Raw genomic sequence first — 16,517 nt, forward strand, 5'->3', positions numbered from 1 at the left:
CAATCTATTTATTAGGTTTATAGCTTCATTTCCTGTCTTATCTTTAAATAATAGATTCATATATTGACTAAAAGAACTAAGTTTTTTCTCTATCATTGTATTGTATAAGCGCGATCTGCCAAGCCAGCGGTACAGCTATAGGCATTACGATGGCGAAAGTACCCCAGCTGGTCCCAGTAGTGTATGAAATAAACATTGAGATCAGGAATATTATTAATGGAACCAGCAGTGCTGGAACATTGGCGCTGACAGCCTGCGTGACCACGTAGTCAGCAGTGCCCAGGCTCTGGGTTGCGGTTTTAATGGTCCAGGCTAGCACTAGAATAGCGTTCGCATAAACCATAAGGTACATCCCTTTCAACGTAAACTCCATGGATTTTCTAAATGTGAGAACCCTTGAATACATTGCCCCTGCAAAAGCTATTAGGAATCCTGTGAAGCTACCCCATAGGAGGGCTGTTGCAGCATCAGCATTCATCAAAGCATCAATGAAACCTATCTCCCACCAAGCAACACTCAACTTATTCTCCACAATAATTGCTGTGGCACCCGTATACCACAAACCTATCAGCGTCACGATAATTAACCCTATTATCGATGCTATGAAAACCGTGTAAGAAGCTCTTTTCTCCCTTGGAGCCTCGCCGAGCACGCTCTCCGTGGGGAGTAAGGGCTGTGCACCGTCCCGTAGAACTTTGCCCTCTGTTAAAGCCCTGTGCTCTGCTTTAAGCATTGACCCGAAATGCCTTCTAGTTGCCGCTATTAGGAAGACAAGGATGAGCGTTAGGATGGAGTAGAAGTGGTAAGGCACCGCGCTCAGCCACAGCCCATACCCGGATACGTCAGGGATTGCTGGGATAACTCCCTGCTCGAACTGGTCTTTCAACACGTCAAGCGCTCCATTTATCTGCTGAACCTCATACCCTATCCAGGTTGAAACAAGCATTAATCCTGCAACCGGTGCAGCAGTTGAGTCAACAATGTAGCTGAGAAACTCCCTGCTAACTCTGTGCTTATCGGTTAAAGGCCTCATGGAGTTTCCTACGACTATAGTGTTCGCGTAGTCGTCGAAAAACACGATAATCCCTAGCAGAGAAGTCATAATGGAAGCCGTCCTAGCGGATCTGATACGCTTACCAATCGCCTCAGCTATCGAGTGCATCGAGCCCGAGGCGTACAGTAGTGCCACCATTGCACCTATCAGGAAGTCGAAGACCAGAATGGTGGCGTTCCAGGAGTCTGTTATACTGGATACAATCCAGTTCCATGTTTCAATAGTTGCTGACAACGGGTTATACCCGTACACCATTAGTGCAGCTATCCATATACCCGCGAAGAGAGCCGGCAATACTTGCTGCGTATATATCGCTAGGACGATGGCGAGGAGCGGCGGGAGTAGGGGGAATGTGTAATAGGCGAATCTTTTATCCTCCGGCATGAACTCTGCGTTAGGAGGGGCAAACGCTAGGAGACCAATAGCCAAAATTATAATAACAACTAATAGTTTAGCCTGCACATAACCCACCTGCCACAATAATATCATAATATTTCCGTAGGCATTAAATATAAGGATATCTCCAACCCTGAGGAGAAGCCAACAGGATCGTTTAAAAAGCCTGCTGCTTAGGAGGGTTCAGGATCCTCCTAACATACTCCACCCTGTTCCTAAGCCTGGGAGGCTTGTTCTTCTTCTGCTTGGGCGGTATTTTGGGGGTTGCATTCCTGACCTTTCCCGCTTTCGTTAGCGAACCGTGGGTTGGCATGCCTCATGCACCTAGTTAAACACTGCTCTACTGAGATTCTACGGTTTTAAGGGATATTTAAATATTGTTTACAAAATAATTATTCAATGAACCGGTGAAAGCGATGACTAAAGCTTACGTTGTAGAGACGTTTATTGGAGTGCTAGTTTTCGATGAAAACAAGAAGCTATTGTTGAATATCCCGGCTCCAAGCTCGATCGATGACCATGTTGAGTATTTGCTAAAGGTTGAGAACGGGGAGGAAACTTCTCAGCTGGCTGAAGTACTCGGCAAGCTCAGGGAGAACGGTTTCTCCGAGATCGAGGTTGAGCATTTATCTGTTGCTAGAAATGTTTCAAACTACGGGTTGAAACCTAATATTTCACCAGGGCATGAGGTATTCCTGGAAGCCCGGAGGATGCTTCCAACCCTCGCAGTGGAGACAGGAATGTACAAGACTATTGACGAGTATTATCAGAAATACCATGAGATAATGATGGAGTATACGAGGAGGAAGCTTAGAAGAGAAGCGCAGAAGAGGGATTTGCTTGCTGTACAGGCTATTAGGACAATAGACGATATTGATAAGACCATCAACCTCTACATTGCAAGACTGCGCGAGTGGTATAGTATTCACTTCCCTGAGCTAGACGAGATAGTTAAGGAGCATCCCGAGTATGCTAAACTCGTGTACGAGCTGGGAGATAGGAGCAATTTCACAGTGGAGAACCTGTGGAAACTAGGCTACTCTATGGAGAAAGCTGAGAAGCTAAGCGAGACAGCCAGGTCGAGCATAGGAGCAGATTTAAGCGATTTCGATTTAAACTACATAAAGATTCTCGCAAACATTGTTCTCGAACTGTATAAGTTGAGAGATACTTTGGACGGCTATATTGAAGTAGTAATGAAGGAGGTTGCTCCGAATATCTCCGCCATCGTTGGTCCGAAGCTGGGTGCTAGGTTAATGAGCATAGCTGGAGGGCTTGAGAGGCTTGCGAAACTCCCCGCAAGCACTATCCAGGTATTAGGGGCTGAGAAAGCCTTGTTCAGAGCCTTGAGAACAGGTGGCAAACCACCCAAGCACGGAGTATTGTTCCAGTATCCACCGATACATAAGAGCCCGAGGTGGCAGAGGGGAAAGATTGCTAGAACAGTCGCGGCGAAGCTGGCTATAGCTGCTAAAATAGACTTCTTCAGCGGGAGATTTATCGGTGACAAGCTAGTTAAGGAGATAGAGGAGAGGATTGAGGAGATTAAGAAGCTGTATGCGAAGCCGCCTGTTAAGAAGGAGGAAGAGGAGAGGTCTAAGCCCAAGCCAAAGAAGAAGTGGAGGAGGTGATTAGAGTGAGTGAAGTGGTTAGTGTAAAACCCCATGCCAAGTACTTCGGGGTTTACGTAGTAGAGATGGATGATGGAAGCATCAGGCTTGCAACCAAGAACCTTGTCCCTGGCACAAGGGTTTACGGTGAGAAGCTCTTCAGGTTTGAAAACATAGAATACCGCGAGTGGAACATGTATAGGAGCAAGCTTGCAGGCGCCCTTGGAAACGGCATCTCCGAAATGCCTATTCGCGAGGGACATAAGATCCTCTACTTAGGCGTTGCCTCAGGAACCACCGCGAGCCACATATCCGATATAATAGGTGTTAACGGTAAAGTCTTCGGAGTAGAGTTCGCGCCGAGAGTGATGAGAGAGTTCGTAATTGTCGCCGACACTAGGAAGAACCTTATTCCAATACTGGCGGATGCCAGGAAACCCTACCAGTACCGTCACGTTGTAGAACTTGTCGACGGCTTGTATGCTGATGTCGCACAGCCTGATCAAGCATCAATAGTTGCAGACAACGCTGATTACTTCTTAAAGGACGGGGGTTACCTCTTAATGGCTATCAAGGCTAGAAGCATAGATGTTACGAAAGAGCCTAGCGAAGTATACAGGAAGGAAATTAGCACGTTGAAGGAGAGAGGCTTCGAAATAGTTGACGTGGTTCATTTGGAGCCGTATGACAGAGATCACGCAATGGTTCTCGCCGTATACCATAGGAAGCGGTAGAAAGGTTTTAATGGCTTAAATCACATTATTTTTAGTTGGCCATGTAAATACTTATGATTGAAAGGGTCGCCCTTGAACACTACCAGCGAGTTTGAATCAATGCTTGAAAACGTGTTGAACATTTTGAGAAAGGGAGGTTACACTATCCACCTTGTCTCATACCCTGAAGACAGGCGCAGCATTGACATAGTTGCCAAAAAGGATAAGGACGTGGTTTTGATAAAAATAGCCATTGACGCTGATAAAATTGGCAACCTGGAGGTTGAGGATCTGCGGAAGTCTTCGATCGCTTACTCCGCTAGCAGCATAATCGTGTCTAAGACGTACAGGGGGAGGGAGCTGGAGGACGATGTCGTATACGTAAAAGGCAATATCAACGTGGTCTCCCCAGAGTTGCTTGAAAACTACATTGTGAGAAAGGAGAAGCCGCTGATATATAATGTTAAAGGAATCTACGTGCTGAGGCTTGACCCTCAGAAATTCTGCGAGAGAAGGGCTGAGCTAGACCTCTCACGGGGCGAGCTGGCAGAGGCCTTGGGTCTGACACGCAAGGCTTTATACTTGTATGAGAAGGGTGAAACCATGGTCTCGTTGAACACTGCTCTCCAGCTCGCTGAATTCATGGGCGAGGATATTTTCAAGGAAATAGATCTATTGAAAGACAGGGTTAACGAAGAAGATTTCACAATAATCCAGAGCGAGAAAGAGCGCTTAGACAAGGAGTTATCAAGCATTATTGCAAAATACAACTACATAGGAGTTAGGTTTAAGAGAACACCAGTTGACATTGCCTTGAAAGGTGCGAAAACATTTAGCATAGTTAGACAGGACGACACCAGCAGTGCGATGAGAAAAATAGATGATGCAGAGGAGATAGCGAACCTGACCGAATCGCTTCTAATAGTGTGGAAAGAGAAAACTGGTTTGAAAGAGCTGGAAAAATTGATAAAGAAATTAGAGTAGTCCATGCACAGGAGAGCTTGAATGAACATAGTTATAACTGGACGCCCGGGCGTTGGAAAGTCTACAGTTTTCCTCCGTGTTATAACACACCTGAAGGAGCGTGGAGAGGTTTTAACCGGCTTTAGAACTCCCGAGGTTAGAGAAGGCGGCATCCGGGTGGGGTTTAAAATAGTGGACTTGAACACTGGTGAGGAAGCCTGGTTAGCGAAGCGGAACGCTGATTCCACAGTAAGGGTTGGGTCATATGGAGTATTGGTGAGCGAAGCATCCGAGCTCATTAGGAAGTCCTTGGAAACAGCGTTGAAAACAAGGAGTATTGTCGGAATAGATGAAATAGGACCGATGGAGCTTAAACTACCTGTTTTCAAGCCTCTACTACTGAGAATTCTTGAAAAGGAGACTGTTAAGATTCTAGTAGTGCATGAGCGTTTAAGTGATAAAGAAATATTATCAAGGTTGGGAAACGCCGCATGGTATGAAATCACGGAGTCTAACCGGGGTAAGGCTCCGTCAAAAATAATTGAGGAATTGGAGACGAGGTTGAGGAATTATTGACAAAGGTACGTAGTAATGAGGAAGTTTTGACCGAAGGGCTGGCCAGGATCATAGTGCCAAGACTGGAAAGCTATGTGAGAGAGGATGGGAAGCTAGAGCCTGCATGGATGCCTGTCTTCTACAACCCCGAGGCATCTCTCAGCCGAGATATAACTGTTCTTTACTTGTCAACAAGGTTTAAGCATGGATTGAACTTCATAGATGCGTTGGCTGGAACAGGTGTAAGAGGCATAAGAATCTCTCTTGAACTCGAGGGCGAAGGGGTTTTAAACGATGTAGACCCCCGGGCATTCCACTACATTAGGAGAAACATCGCCTTGAACAACCTTGAATTCCGGGTTCAAGCATTCAACCAGGAGGCTAACACGTTGTTGAACATGCTCACCTTCACCGGTATACTATTCGACTTCATAGATATCGACCCATACGGGTCTCCAATACCATACGTAGACTCCGCTTTCAAGCCCCTGGGCAAGAAGGCATCGCTGGGCGTTACGGCAACGGATACCGCACCGTTAACATGTAGCAATCCCAGGAAAATGCTGAAGAGGTACTGGCATAGATGCGTGGATGTGGATTTCGAGAAAGAAGTAGGTCTTCGCGTGCTGATTTCAAACATAGTGTTTAGAGGGGCTGCACATGATATTATGTTGAAGCCCGCTGTATCATTCCTCTACAAACACTACTATAGAATGGTGTTTGAAACAGTTAGGAATGCTTCACTATCGTTTGAAAACCTTTCAAAATGCATAGGGAGCATTTGGTATTGCCCTGAAACCCTTGAAAGAGGCTTTGCGGTGAGCGGTGAAAACGGGATAACGTGCATGAGTGGTAAACCTGTTTTAATAGGGCCTTTATGGGTCTGCGAGCTAATGTCAAGCAGTGTAGTAAACGATATGCTCGCACAGCTCCCCAAGTATCCTTGGATGCAGAGACAAACGGTCAAGATGTTGAAAATACTGGGCGAGGAAACCAGCGTTCAAACCCCTTATATCAGGGTGGACAGGGTTTATTCACGCTTGAGAAAGAACATGCCACCGTTCAGCCAATTAATGGAGACTCTTCAGCAGCATGGTTTCAAAGTAGCTAGAACACACTTCGACCCAAGGGCTATCAGGGTGGATGGAGACTTGTTGGAAGCGTTTAAAATCATGAGCACGCTGGGCCGGTGAAGCGTTTTAAAATGCGGGAAACACAGCTAACTACTCGGCTTAACCAGTTTAGAGCCTGTTTCAACCTGCTTCTTAATGTACTCTGAAAGCATTGAACAGTTAGTGGGGTCGTAGTACCCTCCTTGGTAGCATCGATATATGAACGGGCAGCTAACACACACGATGTCTAGCACGCTTTCAAACCCCGCGCCAGGGCCCTGCGTCCTCAGCGCTGTGAGAGTCTCCTGTATTTTCTGGTTTTCAGGTTCTATCAAGAACGTTTTCCGACCGTTAACCACTACTTCCTTCCTTCTTACAAAGCCCATGTTTTCCAGTTTCTGCATAGACCTTGAAACCGCGCGACTATCCAGCTTCAACTCTTTCCAGAGCTCACTCTGATACACGGTTTTATTCATGTTTCTAAACAAGTATTTCAATATTTTCACGTCGTCATCGTTCAGCTTGTAGTCTAGCTGGGACGTCATTTTAATCCTCACTGACCCCCTCGTCTCGTCTACTGAAATATTTGGATTAAATCCATAATATACTTAAGCCTTTAAAGCGGGTTACTTGAAACTGTTTTAAACCGGCTACCGCTTCCTTAAGCGAATAATAAATATCACGATGAGAGCAAGGGCGACTAAGGCTAGCATTACTGTTAAAGCCTCGGCGGAAAGAGTTCGAGAGGGCTCCGTCGACACGGGTGGAGTTGGAGAGAGTTCTTCAAACGGGGTTGCGGGAGAGGTTGGTTGGGTAGGCTGCGTTGTCTCGGTCGTTGATTGAGTCGGGTGTGTAGTACTAGTGCTTGTCGATCCCAGGATTGTTTCGTTTATGAAAGCCTCCACGAGGGAACTGTTGACCTCTGTCCCGAACATTCTCGTGAACTCTTCCTGGTGGAATACAGCTATCAGCTGGGAGCCGTTTATGCTCCTATGTAGGTCTATCATCTGCTCAACATCGCTCTCGTTAACGGTTGTTTCAACGCTTTCTCCTTCAAACAGGAAAGGATAGTACCATATTGAGCCTGCTAGGAGGTCAACACTGATCCACTCATAGCCTGGAATATATGTTAGGACGAAAGCGTGGGGGCCATTGTATCTAAATATGTATGTCACATTCTCAACCGGCATTTCAAATCTTTCAAAACGTGCATCAGGGATGTAGACGTATCCATACGCTATTGTAGAGGGTATCCCATAGTAGCTTAACAATTCCACTAGAATCCTCGACATGTCGTCGCAATCCCCCTGCCTGGTCTGAATTACTTCCTCAATACTGTTCGGTGTTGCAGACGCGTTGTAAGTTATGAACTCCAGGTAGATAAAGTAAGCAGCTGACACTGCAAGGCCCAGGTAGCTGGCTCTAGCCGTGCCGACCCCGTAGGTTTCGTTAAACCATTCTTCAAACGCAGGTACGACAACATTCACTACCAGCTCGTGGGGAGGGTGCACGTATTTCTCGACTATGTCGCTTGGAAAACCTGTTTCAGGGTAGGGAGCGTATGAAACGTTGGCGAGCGCCATGGTGATTAGTTGCTTGTTCCATGCTGACTTTGGAGTGCAAACTTCAACCTTGTTGACCAGGTAACCGTAGAATCCCTCGCCCGCCGTAACGTTGAATGCGTATGTCCCGCTGGTTTCATTATAATTAACATTAACGCTGTAAACAGGCACTACTGTTTGATTTATGAAAGAGCCTAGCGTGAAGTTCACCGGGGATTCTAGTAGAAGGGTTTCCGTTATGTTGGAGTAGGTGATCCAGATCGCGTTGAGAAAGTAGAATGACCGGCACTCAACCGGTACTGAGACGCTCGGAGCGTCAGCTTGTAGCGGGGTTGCAAGAACCATTGCAAGCATGAGAATAAGCAGTAGTAGACGAGGCATGTTGAAACCCTTTTTACCTATTAATCGAATTGAAGATTATAAACTATTATCTGAGGTTGGTAGGGGTCTAGAGAAACAGGTTCTATACGGGACGGCTACATTATGATGTCAATGTACGTGTTCTTAACTATTGAGTCGTAAGCGTTTCTCACAGCCACGTCGGTTAACCCTACGGAGCCGCCTACCTCGAGCTGGTTTCTCTTATTGTTAGATATGATGCTTGCAAGGTAGACCGATGCTGCTGCAAGGCTGGCCGGGCTCTTCCCGCTCAAGTGAACCTCCTCCGTAGCGGAGAGGAGCTTATTGGCGAGGACCTCGACTTCAGATGGTAGCGAGAGTTTCTTAACGATAATGCTGACATATGTTCTCGGGTCATACTTCTGAGGCTCTATTTTAACGTCCTTGACTATTTCCCTTATCTTCCTGATACCCTCCCATAAGTCATCCATGCTGATCCCTACTTCCTGCGCGAAGGTCCTGGCCGCCTTAGGCTGGTTGTGGATCTTGTAAGCCAAGTAAAGCGCTGCGGCCGCAATTCTCCTGAGAGTTTTCTCCTTGTAGTTCATACCTCTAACCGTCTGGCTTGTCAGATCGGCAGCTGTTTCCTGAACACTTGAAGGAGGCTTCAAAATCTTTATCAGCTCGTTAAGCTCCGTCAACCCTTTCTTCACAATCCTGTTGGACTTGTCCACTCTGATATCGTAGTGCTTGGCAGCCCATGTCCTACCTGATTTAACATGCGAGAGAATGCTACCGGCGATCTCGGTTCCACCGACCCCGTGGTCGTGAACCCTGTTCGTGAACGCGCCGCTGTATCTTGGAGCTGAGTCCGTCTTCCCGCCTGATTCAAACCCGTTGTAAACAGGCTTCTCATCCAGTACTAGCCCGCAGCCTGCGCAGACCAGGGCGTTGAGGGATTCGTCGAAAACTATTTGAGTCGAGCCGCAGAACCTGCACACCGCTTTCACATAACTCACCTCCCGCTTCTCCTCCCACTCCGCCTAGGCCGCTTCTCGGGGGCAGGCTTGTAGTAGTAAAGGGTGCCTGGTTTAACATTTGAGGCGGTCTCGAGGTTTTCAAGCTTCACCACTATCCTCGGCTCCTCGACACGGCCGATCACGTCCACTATCTTCCCAATCCTTCTCATTTCCTCATCATACACTGTTAAGCCGATAATTCTGGAGGCTTCTGGTGTCTCACATATTATGATAAGGTTGCCGTCGCGGGTAACCTGCTCTACGCGTCCAAGCTTTTTCAAAACTCTCCACCTAGGATCAGGTAATACCGTGGTATTATATCCCTCTGTTTTTATGCTTAAAAGGAATCCGTCCCTTGGATCTTTCTTGATACAAAGAGTATTTATTATTTCAAAGTTTAAAAAATTGTTTAAATCTAGACGTAATACTTATAGTATTAACTCTAGTGCTTTCTTGCCCTGCTCTCTTTAATCTCCGCGGCTATCTTCTTCAGCAGGTCTATCTTACCGTACTTCTTATCGACAACCACCCTGCCTTTAACCCACCACCTACCAGGGTATGCTTTATCGTTTTCAACAACAGGGTTCAGCCCTAGCTTAGCAGCAGCATTGTATATTTCCTCGATACTGGGCGAGGGAACGGCTGAGGAAGATGGAATCCTCTTCCCCTCGCTTCTCGAAAGGGTTGAGTCAATATACGCGGGGTAGAGGACTGTTTTCCTCCCGCGATACTCCCTGCTCAAAAAACGCTACCTCTACTTCTCGATGAGAACCCCGTTCAGCACTCCATCCTGCCCGGGCCTAGATGTTATCCTGACAAGCCCCAGCTCGGTCTTGACTATCGTGCCTTTCGAAATAATCTGGAACCTGGCGTTCTGAGGGTTGGACGGGGTTTCAACAACGCTGAGGATTTTAACCTTCCTGCAGGACTTCTCCTTCGGATTGTACACGTTTACGTAAAGCGCTTTCTTCACCCTGACCTTTACACTCCCCCCTCTCACCCTTACAATCCTCCTATCCTCCTCCCCAGCCAGAACCGTGAGGGTTGGGGGAGAACCCAGCTCACGCTTCCTCTTACCCCTGTGAACCCCTTTAACCCCTCCCGTAGGCTTCCTCAAATCATTACCCTGGTAAAACGACATGTAATCAGCCTCCTCAACCACTACTATTGAAAAATCCTTCATTCGTTTTTAAATATTGAGGTTTAAGCCTCCCTGGCCTATCCTGTTCTAGTTTCTTCAGAGGGCTCACACATGAACAATCCTTGACGAAACATCACGGATCTGAACCAACTCCACACAGTACTAAGCCATCCCTCAGTAGCATACGTTGTTGGATATAGCTTGAGCTTCCATGCGTAGCATTTCCTATTTTCATCATAATATATGGAAGCATGTATTTTACCACTAGACTCGGGATGCTCCTCGCCACGTGGAGTGAAGTATGCTATGAACTCACACTTACCCAGTATTTCAGCTAAATCCCCGTACTCACGTATGAACACACGCAACGGTTTAACTGATTCTACCGGAAGGTTCATCAGTGCATAAACTACATTATCGCACAACCCACCTGTATGTAGCTCGGAGTGAGCCTCAATCCATTCACCCTCTTTGGACATACATACCCCTCCCGAAAGGATTACTCCTCCAGTTTACGTCGATATCTGCACCACCATCATATGTTGTTATTTTAAGAATTTATCCTTTTCCTTTTCCCACTCTTTCTAATCTTTTCTATCACTGAACTTTAGGTTGGAAAACAACGATTTAAGTCTCGAAAAGTCTGATAGAAAACAAATCCGTAACCCTAATAACATAAACCCAAAGGTTTTGGAGAAGTAAGCATGTAAGTAAAATTGAGCAAAGAATGATGTAGAGATCATTTTAAATCGCAATTCTCAAGCAGCTCCGTAATAGGGCAAAGTCTTAATTAAAACTTTATCAAAACCCTTGTTGACTTAAATTTCGGTATAATGGGGTCAGTGTCGTGTTTCAAGTTTTGCTTTATTGAATGATTTCATTTAAGGCAATTCCAGGAATTATTGCTTCAATGATTGTCTCCTCAGCCATGAAGGCCGGGTCGATACCATTCCAGTACAAATCGTTATTCATGTTGATAAAGCCGATGGCCATTATTTTATCAATAAATACAACGCTTTATAACCGCTTAAAACTTATGGAGAGTCGGTTGACAAGAAGAAGTATGGATATGGAAAATGGAGCATTTAACGGAAGGCTTTGAGCGAGCAATCCAAGACGTAATTTATGGGATTATCGGTTCAGTACTTGTAAATTCATTATTGGTGTCGCTTTCATATGAATGGATTATCAATCTTATTAACGCACTCGCTACTATCTCGTTAGTAGAAGCAATGCGTTACTGGGGCAAAATCTACCTACTGGGCTGGATCATTGGGATGGTGATAATGTTTCAAGCTGGAATTTTAGATCGGTTTGATATCTTCGCCATATTAATGGGAATTTACTTATTGGTGAGGGGACTTACAAAATTAACATCAAAATCATAGAAAACTTGCTTGATAACATCTTCTGATCAAATGTCATTCTTCTTTACTCTCCAAGGCTTTTTTCAATGAATCAATCTTACTTCCAATCCAGAATAACCCTATACCTATGAGGGATGCTATTCCGAAGATAAGTAGGATTAGCGAGATCAATCCATCCGCTAGATTCCCATTATTAATGAATTTGGCGAGCATGGCGAAGCCGAAGCTGAAGAGGAGGATTGGCGGGATCAGCCAGAACGTCATGTCCGACTCATCCCTTTTATCCTCCGAACCCATTTTACCACCGGTTCCTCCGTTATTCTGGTCGTTTCAAATGATTATTAGGCGGCTGAACTTTATATTCCTTACAGAAAGAATAAGAATTAGGAAGGATCCTTCTCGTGGAGTACCCTGCCATTATTTTCCCTGTCTCCCAGAGCGCTCGCTATTATGAATGGTGCAGGAGCCTGGCGCACGGATCCACGTGTCCCATGGCGATTTGTCTAGTGATTCCCAGGCTCAATAGCGCGTAAACCATGCCTCCAGGGTGAAGCCTGTTTATAATAATCCTGGGTAATTATGGTTTATTGAGGAGTAAGGGTTGAGCGGGAAGAAGCTTAGGCTTGAAGCAATTACTCTTAAAGCTGGGAGGAAGCTGTTGAAGCCTTTCTACAAGGTTTACGAGAAGTGGCTTTGGTTGCAGATAAAGAACGGCCCCTTCCCCGAGCACGTGGGCATTATCCCGGATGGCAACAGGAGATGGGCTAGGAAGGTTGGGCTGGATCCTGCGGAGGGGCATTTGTTCGGTTACGAGAAGATAAAGGAGACTCTGCGCTGGATATGGGATTTAAACATTAAGCATGTAACAATCTATGCGATGAGCACTGAGAACTGCAAGCATAGGCCTCCCGAGGAGAGGGAGAGGCTTTTCGAGCTGGCATTCAAAGGGCTTAACGAGCTGAAAAACCTTAGCGAAATCCACAAGCACAGGGTAAGGGTGAGGATAATAGGGGACTACTCCCTGGTCCCCAACCACCTTATCACTGCTATAAAGGAGCTCGAAGAAGAGACTAAGGATTACGACAACTACACCTTGAACATAGCGCTATGCTATGGAGGCAGGCAGGAAATCCTGGACGCTATTAAGAAGATAGTGAGCGATGTCGTGGAAAACAGGCTTAACCCGAGCGATATTACGGAAGAAGTCTTCAAGAAATACCTTTACACTACCGGCTCCCCCGACCCAGACCTCATAATAAGGACAAGCGGGGAGGAGAGGATAAGCAACTTCCTCCTGTGGCAGTCAGCCTATAGCGAGCTGTACTTCTGCGATGTCTACTGGCCCGAGTTCAGGAAGATAGATTTCTGGAGAGCTATTAGAAGCTACCAGTTCCGTGAGAGAAGGTTTGGAAGGTAGGTTAAAACCCTTTACTCGGATTCGAAATCCTCAGGCTCCCCATACAGGATTTTAAGCTCCTCGAAAGTGAGCTTACCACCCTTCCTCAGCTTCTCCATAACCTCCTGCTTCTTCGCATCTATAATCTGAGTAATCCTGGACTTCTCCAGCTCCTTGTGAAGCTGGGTCAGCTTCTCCCTGATCTCGCCCTGCTTCCTCACAAGCTCATCGATGGTTGCCGAGAGCTTGTTCACCTGTTCCTGCTTCTCATTAATCACTGTTTTCAGCTCTAGATTCCTTTTAACAATCTCATCTATCCTGCTCTTCAACAAGTCCCTCTCCTGCGACAGCTTGTTGATTTCTTCGCGAAGGTTGCTCAGCTTCTTCGATAAGTCCTCGACTTGGATTTTAAGGCTTGAAACCAGGGCTTTCATTTCAAGAGTACTGTTCTTCTCCTTCCTCAATGCCTCGGCTTTAGCCAGGAGCTCGCTAAGCCTTTTAATCTTGTTAATAATCCTGTTCTCTTCTTCAAGAGTCAAAACCTTTGTCTGCAACTGCCATTCAAGACGGTTTATCTCCTCCCTAAGGATAGATGTTGGCGTCCTAGCCTCCTTCTCCATCTCACGTATCTGAGTATTCTTCGCTCGTAAAAGCTCAACCAGCTCTCTCAGCTCAGCAAGCCTTGCCTTCTTCTCATTAGCCAGGTTTTTGAAGCTCTCTATTAGCTCCCGCCTCTTGGACACGATGGATTTATACTTTTCCCTCAAACCCGGGAGGTCGTTGAGCAACCTGGCTCTCTCAGCACGCAACGTCTTAAGCTCTTCAATTATCCTTGCTCTTTCCTCCTTCGCTTCCTTAATCCTTTCCCTAATACTGTTAAGCTCCGCGGTTAAAGCCTCTATTTGAGATCTTATCGTGGATGACTCCATCAAACTACTCATCCATCACAGTTTCTTCAGTATGATTCTAGCGTCAACAGCCATGGCGGAGTCAGGGTAGGCCATGACCGGGTTTAAGTCTATGGATTCGATCTCTGGATTCTCCTCTAAGAGCTTGGAGGTTTTCACGATCATTTCAGCGATAGCCTCCTTGTTCACCGGTGGCTGACCCCTGTACCCTTCCAGGATCTTGTAGGATTTAATCTCCCTGATCATCTCCAATGCATCCTCCATCCTAATCGGTGAAACCCTGAACGAGACGTCTTTCAAGACTTCGACGAAGATTCCTCCCAGGCCGAACATTACCACTGGGCCGAATATTCCGTCTCTAACGCCGCCGATTATTACTTCAAGCCCCTGGGGGGCCATCCTGTACATTAATACTCCAACCAGCCTGGCATTCGGAGCTTTAGATCTCACCGTCTTCAACATCTCGTCGACAGCGCGTCCCACTTCCTCAGGGGATTTAAGGTTTAGCTTAACTCCTCCAACATCGCTTTTATGGCTTATGTCAGGAGACACTATTTTCAGCGCAACAGGGTAGCCTATTTTATCGGCGAGGCTTTTAGCCTCCTCGCCGTTGCGGACCACGACCACGTCTGGAGAGTTTATTCCATAGTATTTTATAACCTGGAATGCTTCGTGCTCTAACAGCTTAGTCCTACCCTCGTTCAACGCGTTTTCAATGATTTCCCTCGGAGTCAATTCTAATCACACCTCTTCTTTATCATGCTATAAGTATATAACGCTTTTAGGGCTTTCGCAGCTCTCTCGGGCGATTCGAAAACAGGTATTCCACCGGATTCCAGTTTCATAGAGATCTTCTTGGCTTCTTCACCACCTATGGCAATTGCTATTATTGGCTTACCATACTTGTTCCTCGACTCTATCAAGTAGTCGGCTAGCAATCCCCTAATACCTGGAACCTGTGGGAGAGCTACAACAACCACAGCGTCAACATCGTTTCGAGGCAGAATCTTCTCCAGAACCTTCATATATCTCTCATCGTCAGTGTCACCTGTCAGGTCGATGGGGTTTTCAACAATGCAGTGAGCTGGGAGAATACTTCTTAACTCCTCCTTTAAATCAGGAGGCGTCCGCGGCATTTCAAAACCCTGCGTGGTCAACGCGTCCGTCAACATTACTCCAACACCTCCTGCATCCGTTACAACGTAAACCCTATTACCATTCATCAAGGGCTGGGTTAGGAATACTTTGGCAATATCCATGATCTCATCAAAGGATTCAGCCTCAATCAGCCCTGCCTGCTTTATCGCCGACCTGTAGAGGCTGTAGTCTCCTGCGAGAGCAGCGGTGTGGCTGGCCGCAGCCATGCTACCCCTGCTTGTTTTACCTGCCTTATAGATGACTACCGGCTTAACCTTGACGAGCTCCCTCGCTGCTTTAATGAACTCCTTACCCCTACTGGTCTTCAAACCCTCCAGATACATCAAAACTATCTTCGTCTTATCATCCTCGGCGAAAAACCTCAGCAAGTCGACATCGTCAACATCCACCTTGTTCCCGTAGCTCACAGCTCTTGAAACCCCGATGTTGTTGTAAGCCATCCAGTCAATAATTGCTGACGCGAAAGCCCCGCTCTGGCTGATGAATCCAACATGGCCTTTAGGAGGCCTCTTCATTTTTTCCTCGGGAAGGAAGAACGTGTCAACCCCGCTCCAGTTGTCAAATATTCCTATGCAGTTAGGGCCGATAATCCTGATCCCGTACTTCCCCGCTATCTCCTTTACCTTCTCCTCAAGCATTTCTCCCTGGGGAGTATTGGTTTCCCTGAAGCCCCCGCTTATGATTACAACAGCCCTGGTGCCCTTGGCACCGAGCTCCTCCAGGACGGATGGCACGCCCGGCGCCGGTATAACTATGACCGCAAGATCTGGTGCTTCAGGAATCTCTGAAACACTCTTATAGCATTTCAACCCCATTATCACATCGTAATTCGGGTTGACAGGGTATATTTTCCCGTTGAATTTTTTCAAAAAGTTCTCAAGTATCACCTTCCCAACTTTTCCCGGCTTATCGCTCGCGCCTATTATGGCTACCGATCCCGGGTTGAAGAATTTGTCGATCATATTCTCAACCTTTAATCAATCATTTGAAAACAGATTATCGTGGGTTCAAGAAAATAAATGTTAAAGCTATAGGAAAGGGTTGGGCTCCTCGGTAAAGTAGTCTTCCCCTCCAGCCATAACCCTTTGAATGCTCGCATACAAATCATCAAAGCCCTCCCCTGAGCTGTTGGAAACCGGGACTGATTCAAACGTGTACAGTTTTTCAGCTAGACTGTAAACCTCCTCGGAAGACCACATGAGGTTGGCCTGAGCATCTTCCACA

Annotated in this window: 20 protein-coding genes and 1 pseudogene; 7 read left to right on the forward strand and 14 right to left on the reverse strand. The window is 46.4% G+C overall.

Annotated elements, in window-relative coordinates:
* Positions 1-76 precede the first annotated feature (76 nt).
* The gene (locus AC3OH0_RS06535) at positions 77-1,516 is read right to left on the reverse strand and encodes a Na+/H+ antiporter NhaC family protein (protein WP_498345206.1); all 1,440 of its coding nucleotides are present in this window, start codon (positions 1,514-1,516) and stop codon (positions 77-79) included.
* Between the two features lie 91 nt (positions 1,517-1,607).
* Positions 1,608-1,763 carry a 30S ribosomal protein S30e gene (locus AC3OH0_RS06540; protein ID WP_013129030.1) on the reverse strand — a complete coding sequence of 52 codons (156 nt, stop codon included), beginning with the start codon at positions 1,761-1,763 and terminating at the stop codon, positions 1,608-1,610.
* A gap of 103 nt (positions 1,764-1,866) precedes the next feature.
* On the opposite strand from AC3OH0_RS06540, the gene AC3OH0_RS06545 reads away from it, so the two are divergent.
* The 5 genes from AC3OH0_RS06545 (at position 1,867) to AC3OH0_RS06565 (ending at position 6,484) form a co-directional block, all read left to right on the forward strand.
* Positions 1,867-3,081: a C/D box methylation guide ribonucleoprotein complex aNOP56 subunit gene (locus tag AC3OH0_RS06545; RefSeq protein WP_498345207.1), complete on the forward strand. Its 1,215-nt coding sequence runs from the start codon at positions 1,867-1,869 to the stop codon at positions 3,079-3,081.
* A 5-nt stretch (positions 3,082-3,086) separates the two neighbouring features.
* Positions 3,087-3,794 (forward strand): fibrillarin-like rRNA/tRNA 2'-O-methyltransferase, encoded by a 708-nt coding sequence (locus AC3OH0_RS06550; RefSeq protein WP_498345208.1) that lies wholly within the window; start codon positions 3,087-3,089, stop codon positions 3,792-3,794.
* Positions 3,795-3,866: 72 nt separating this feature from the next.
* Positions 3,867-4,757: a transcriptional regulator gene (locus tag AC3OH0_RS06555; protein WP_498345209.1), complete on the forward strand. Its 891-nt coding sequence runs from the start codon at positions 3,867-3,869 to the stop codon at positions 4,755-4,757.
* A 21-nt stretch (positions 4,758-4,778) separates the two neighbouring features.
* Positions 4,779-5,312 (forward strand): NTPase, encoded by a 534-nt coding sequence (locus tag AC3OH0_RS06560; RefSeq protein ID WP_498345210.1) that lies wholly within the window; start codon positions 4,779-4,781, stop codon positions 5,310-5,312.
* 26 nt (positions 5,313-5,338) lie between these two features.
* Complete coding sequence (locus tag AC3OH0_RS06565) at positions 5,339-6,484, forward strand: N2,N2-dimethylguanosine tRNA methyltransferase (protein WP_498345211.1); 1,146 nt, start codon at positions 5,339-5,341, stop codon at positions 6,482-6,484.
* A 26-nt stretch (positions 6,485-6,510) separates the two neighbouring features.
* Here the strand turns inward: AC3OH0_RS06565 and AC3OH0_RS06570 are convergent, their stop codons facing one another.
* The 7 genes from AC3OH0_RS06570 to AC3OH0_RS06600 form a co-directional block, all read right to left on the reverse strand.
* Positions 6,511-6,948 (reverse strand): helix-turn-helix transcriptional regulator, encoded by a 438-nt coding sequence (locus tag AC3OH0_RS06570; RefSeq protein WP_498345212.1) that lies wholly within the window; start codon positions 6,946-6,948, stop codon positions 6,511-6,513.
* A gap of 105 nt (positions 6,949-7,053) precedes the next feature.
* The gene (locus tag AC3OH0_RS06575; protein WP_498345213.1) at positions 7,054-8,346 is read right to left on the reverse strand and encodes a transglutaminase-like domain-containing protein; all 1,293 of its coding nucleotides are present in this window, start codon (positions 8,344-8,346) and stop codon (positions 7,054-7,056) included.
* 95 nt (positions 8,347-8,441) lie between these two features.
* The gene (locus AC3OH0_RS06580; RefSeq protein ID WP_227410858.1) at positions 8,442-9,314 is read right to left on the reverse strand and encodes a TFIIB-type zinc ribbon-containing protein; all 873 of its coding nucleotides are present in this window, start codon (positions 9,312-9,314) and stop codon (positions 8,442-8,444) included.
* 5 nt (positions 9,315-9,319) lie between these two features.
* A complete protein-coding gene (locus tag AC3OH0_RS06585; RefSeq protein WP_498345214.1) occupies positions 9,320-9,604 on the reverse strand; it encodes an H/ACA ribonucleoprotein complex subunit GAR1 in 285 nt (94 codons plus the stop codon).
* A 161-nt stretch (positions 9,605-9,765) separates the two neighbouring features.
* Complete coding sequence (locus AC3OH0_RS06590; protein ID WP_498345215.1) at positions 9,766-10,065, reverse strand: signal recognition particle protein Srp19; 300 nt, start codon at positions 10,063-10,065, stop codon at positions 9,766-9,768.
* Positions 10,066-10,077: 12 nt separating this feature from the next.
* Positions 10,078-10,464: a 30S ribosomal protein S8e gene (locus AC3OH0_RS06595; RefSeq protein ID WP_193436972.1), complete on the reverse strand. Its 387-nt coding sequence runs from the start codon at positions 10,462-10,464 to the stop codon at positions 10,078-10,080.
* 77 nt (positions 10,465-10,541) lie between these two features.
* Complete coding sequence (locus AC3OH0_RS06600; protein WP_498345216.1) at positions 10,542-10,943, reverse strand: hypothetical protein; 402 nt, start codon at positions 10,941-10,943, stop codon at positions 10,542-10,544.
* A 597-nt stretch (positions 10,944-11,540) separates the two neighbouring features.
* Here AC3OH0_RS06600 and AC3OH0_RS06605 point away from each other — a divergent pair.
* Entirely contained in the window at positions 11,541-11,852 is a 312-nt protein-coding gene (locus AC3OH0_RS06605; protein ID WP_498345217.1) for a hypothetical protein, read from the forward strand.
* Positions 11,853-11,885: 33 nt separating this feature from the next.
* Here AC3OH0_RS06605 and AC3OH0_RS06610 read toward each other — a convergent pair whose 3' ends face one another.
* Positions 11,886-12,128, reverse strand: coding sequence for a hypothetical protein (locus tag AC3OH0_RS06610; protein ID WP_498345218.1), 243 nt, complete (start codon positions 12,126-12,128; stop codon positions 11,886-11,888).
* Between the two features lie 304 nt (positions 12,129-12,432).
* On the opposite strand from AC3OH0_RS06610, the gene uppS reads away from it, so the two are divergent.
* On the forward strand, positions 12,433-13,248 hold the full coding sequence (uppS, locus tag AC3OH0_RS06615) for a polyprenyl diphosphate synthase (protein WP_498345219.1): 816 nt from the start codon (positions 12,433-12,435) through the stop codon (positions 13,246-13,248).
* Between the two features lie 11 nt (positions 13,249-13,259).
* Here the strand turns inward: uppS and AC3OH0_RS06620 are convergent, their stop codons facing one another.
* The 4 genes and pseudogenes from AC3OH0_RS06620 to AC3OH0_RS06635 all read right to left on the reverse strand — a co-directional run.
* Positions 13,260-14,168 (reverse strand): coiled-coil protein, encoded by a 909-nt coding sequence (locus AC3OH0_RS06620; RefSeq protein ID WP_498345220.1) that lies wholly within the window; start codon positions 14,166-14,168, stop codon positions 13,260-13,262.
* Positions 14,169-14,171: 3 nt separating this feature from the next.
* A complete protein-coding gene (locus AC3OH0_RS06625; protein WP_498345221.1) occupies positions 14,172-14,870 on the reverse strand; it encodes an acetate--CoA ligase family protein in 699 nt (232 codons plus the stop codon).
* A 2-nt stretch (positions 14,871-14,872) separates the two neighbouring features.
* Positions 14,873-16,255 (reverse strand): acetate--CoA ligase family protein, encoded by a 1,383-nt coding sequence (locus tag AC3OH0_RS06630; protein WP_498345222.1) that lies wholly within the window; start codon positions 16,253-16,255, stop codon positions 14,873-14,875.
* A gap of 66 nt (positions 16,256-16,321) precedes the next feature.
* Positions 16,322-16,517: pseudogene (locus tag AC3OH0_RS06635) on the reverse strand (ATP/GTP-binding protein); the annotation flags it as partial.

It is taken from the genome of Thermosphaera sp., assembly GCF_059755995.1.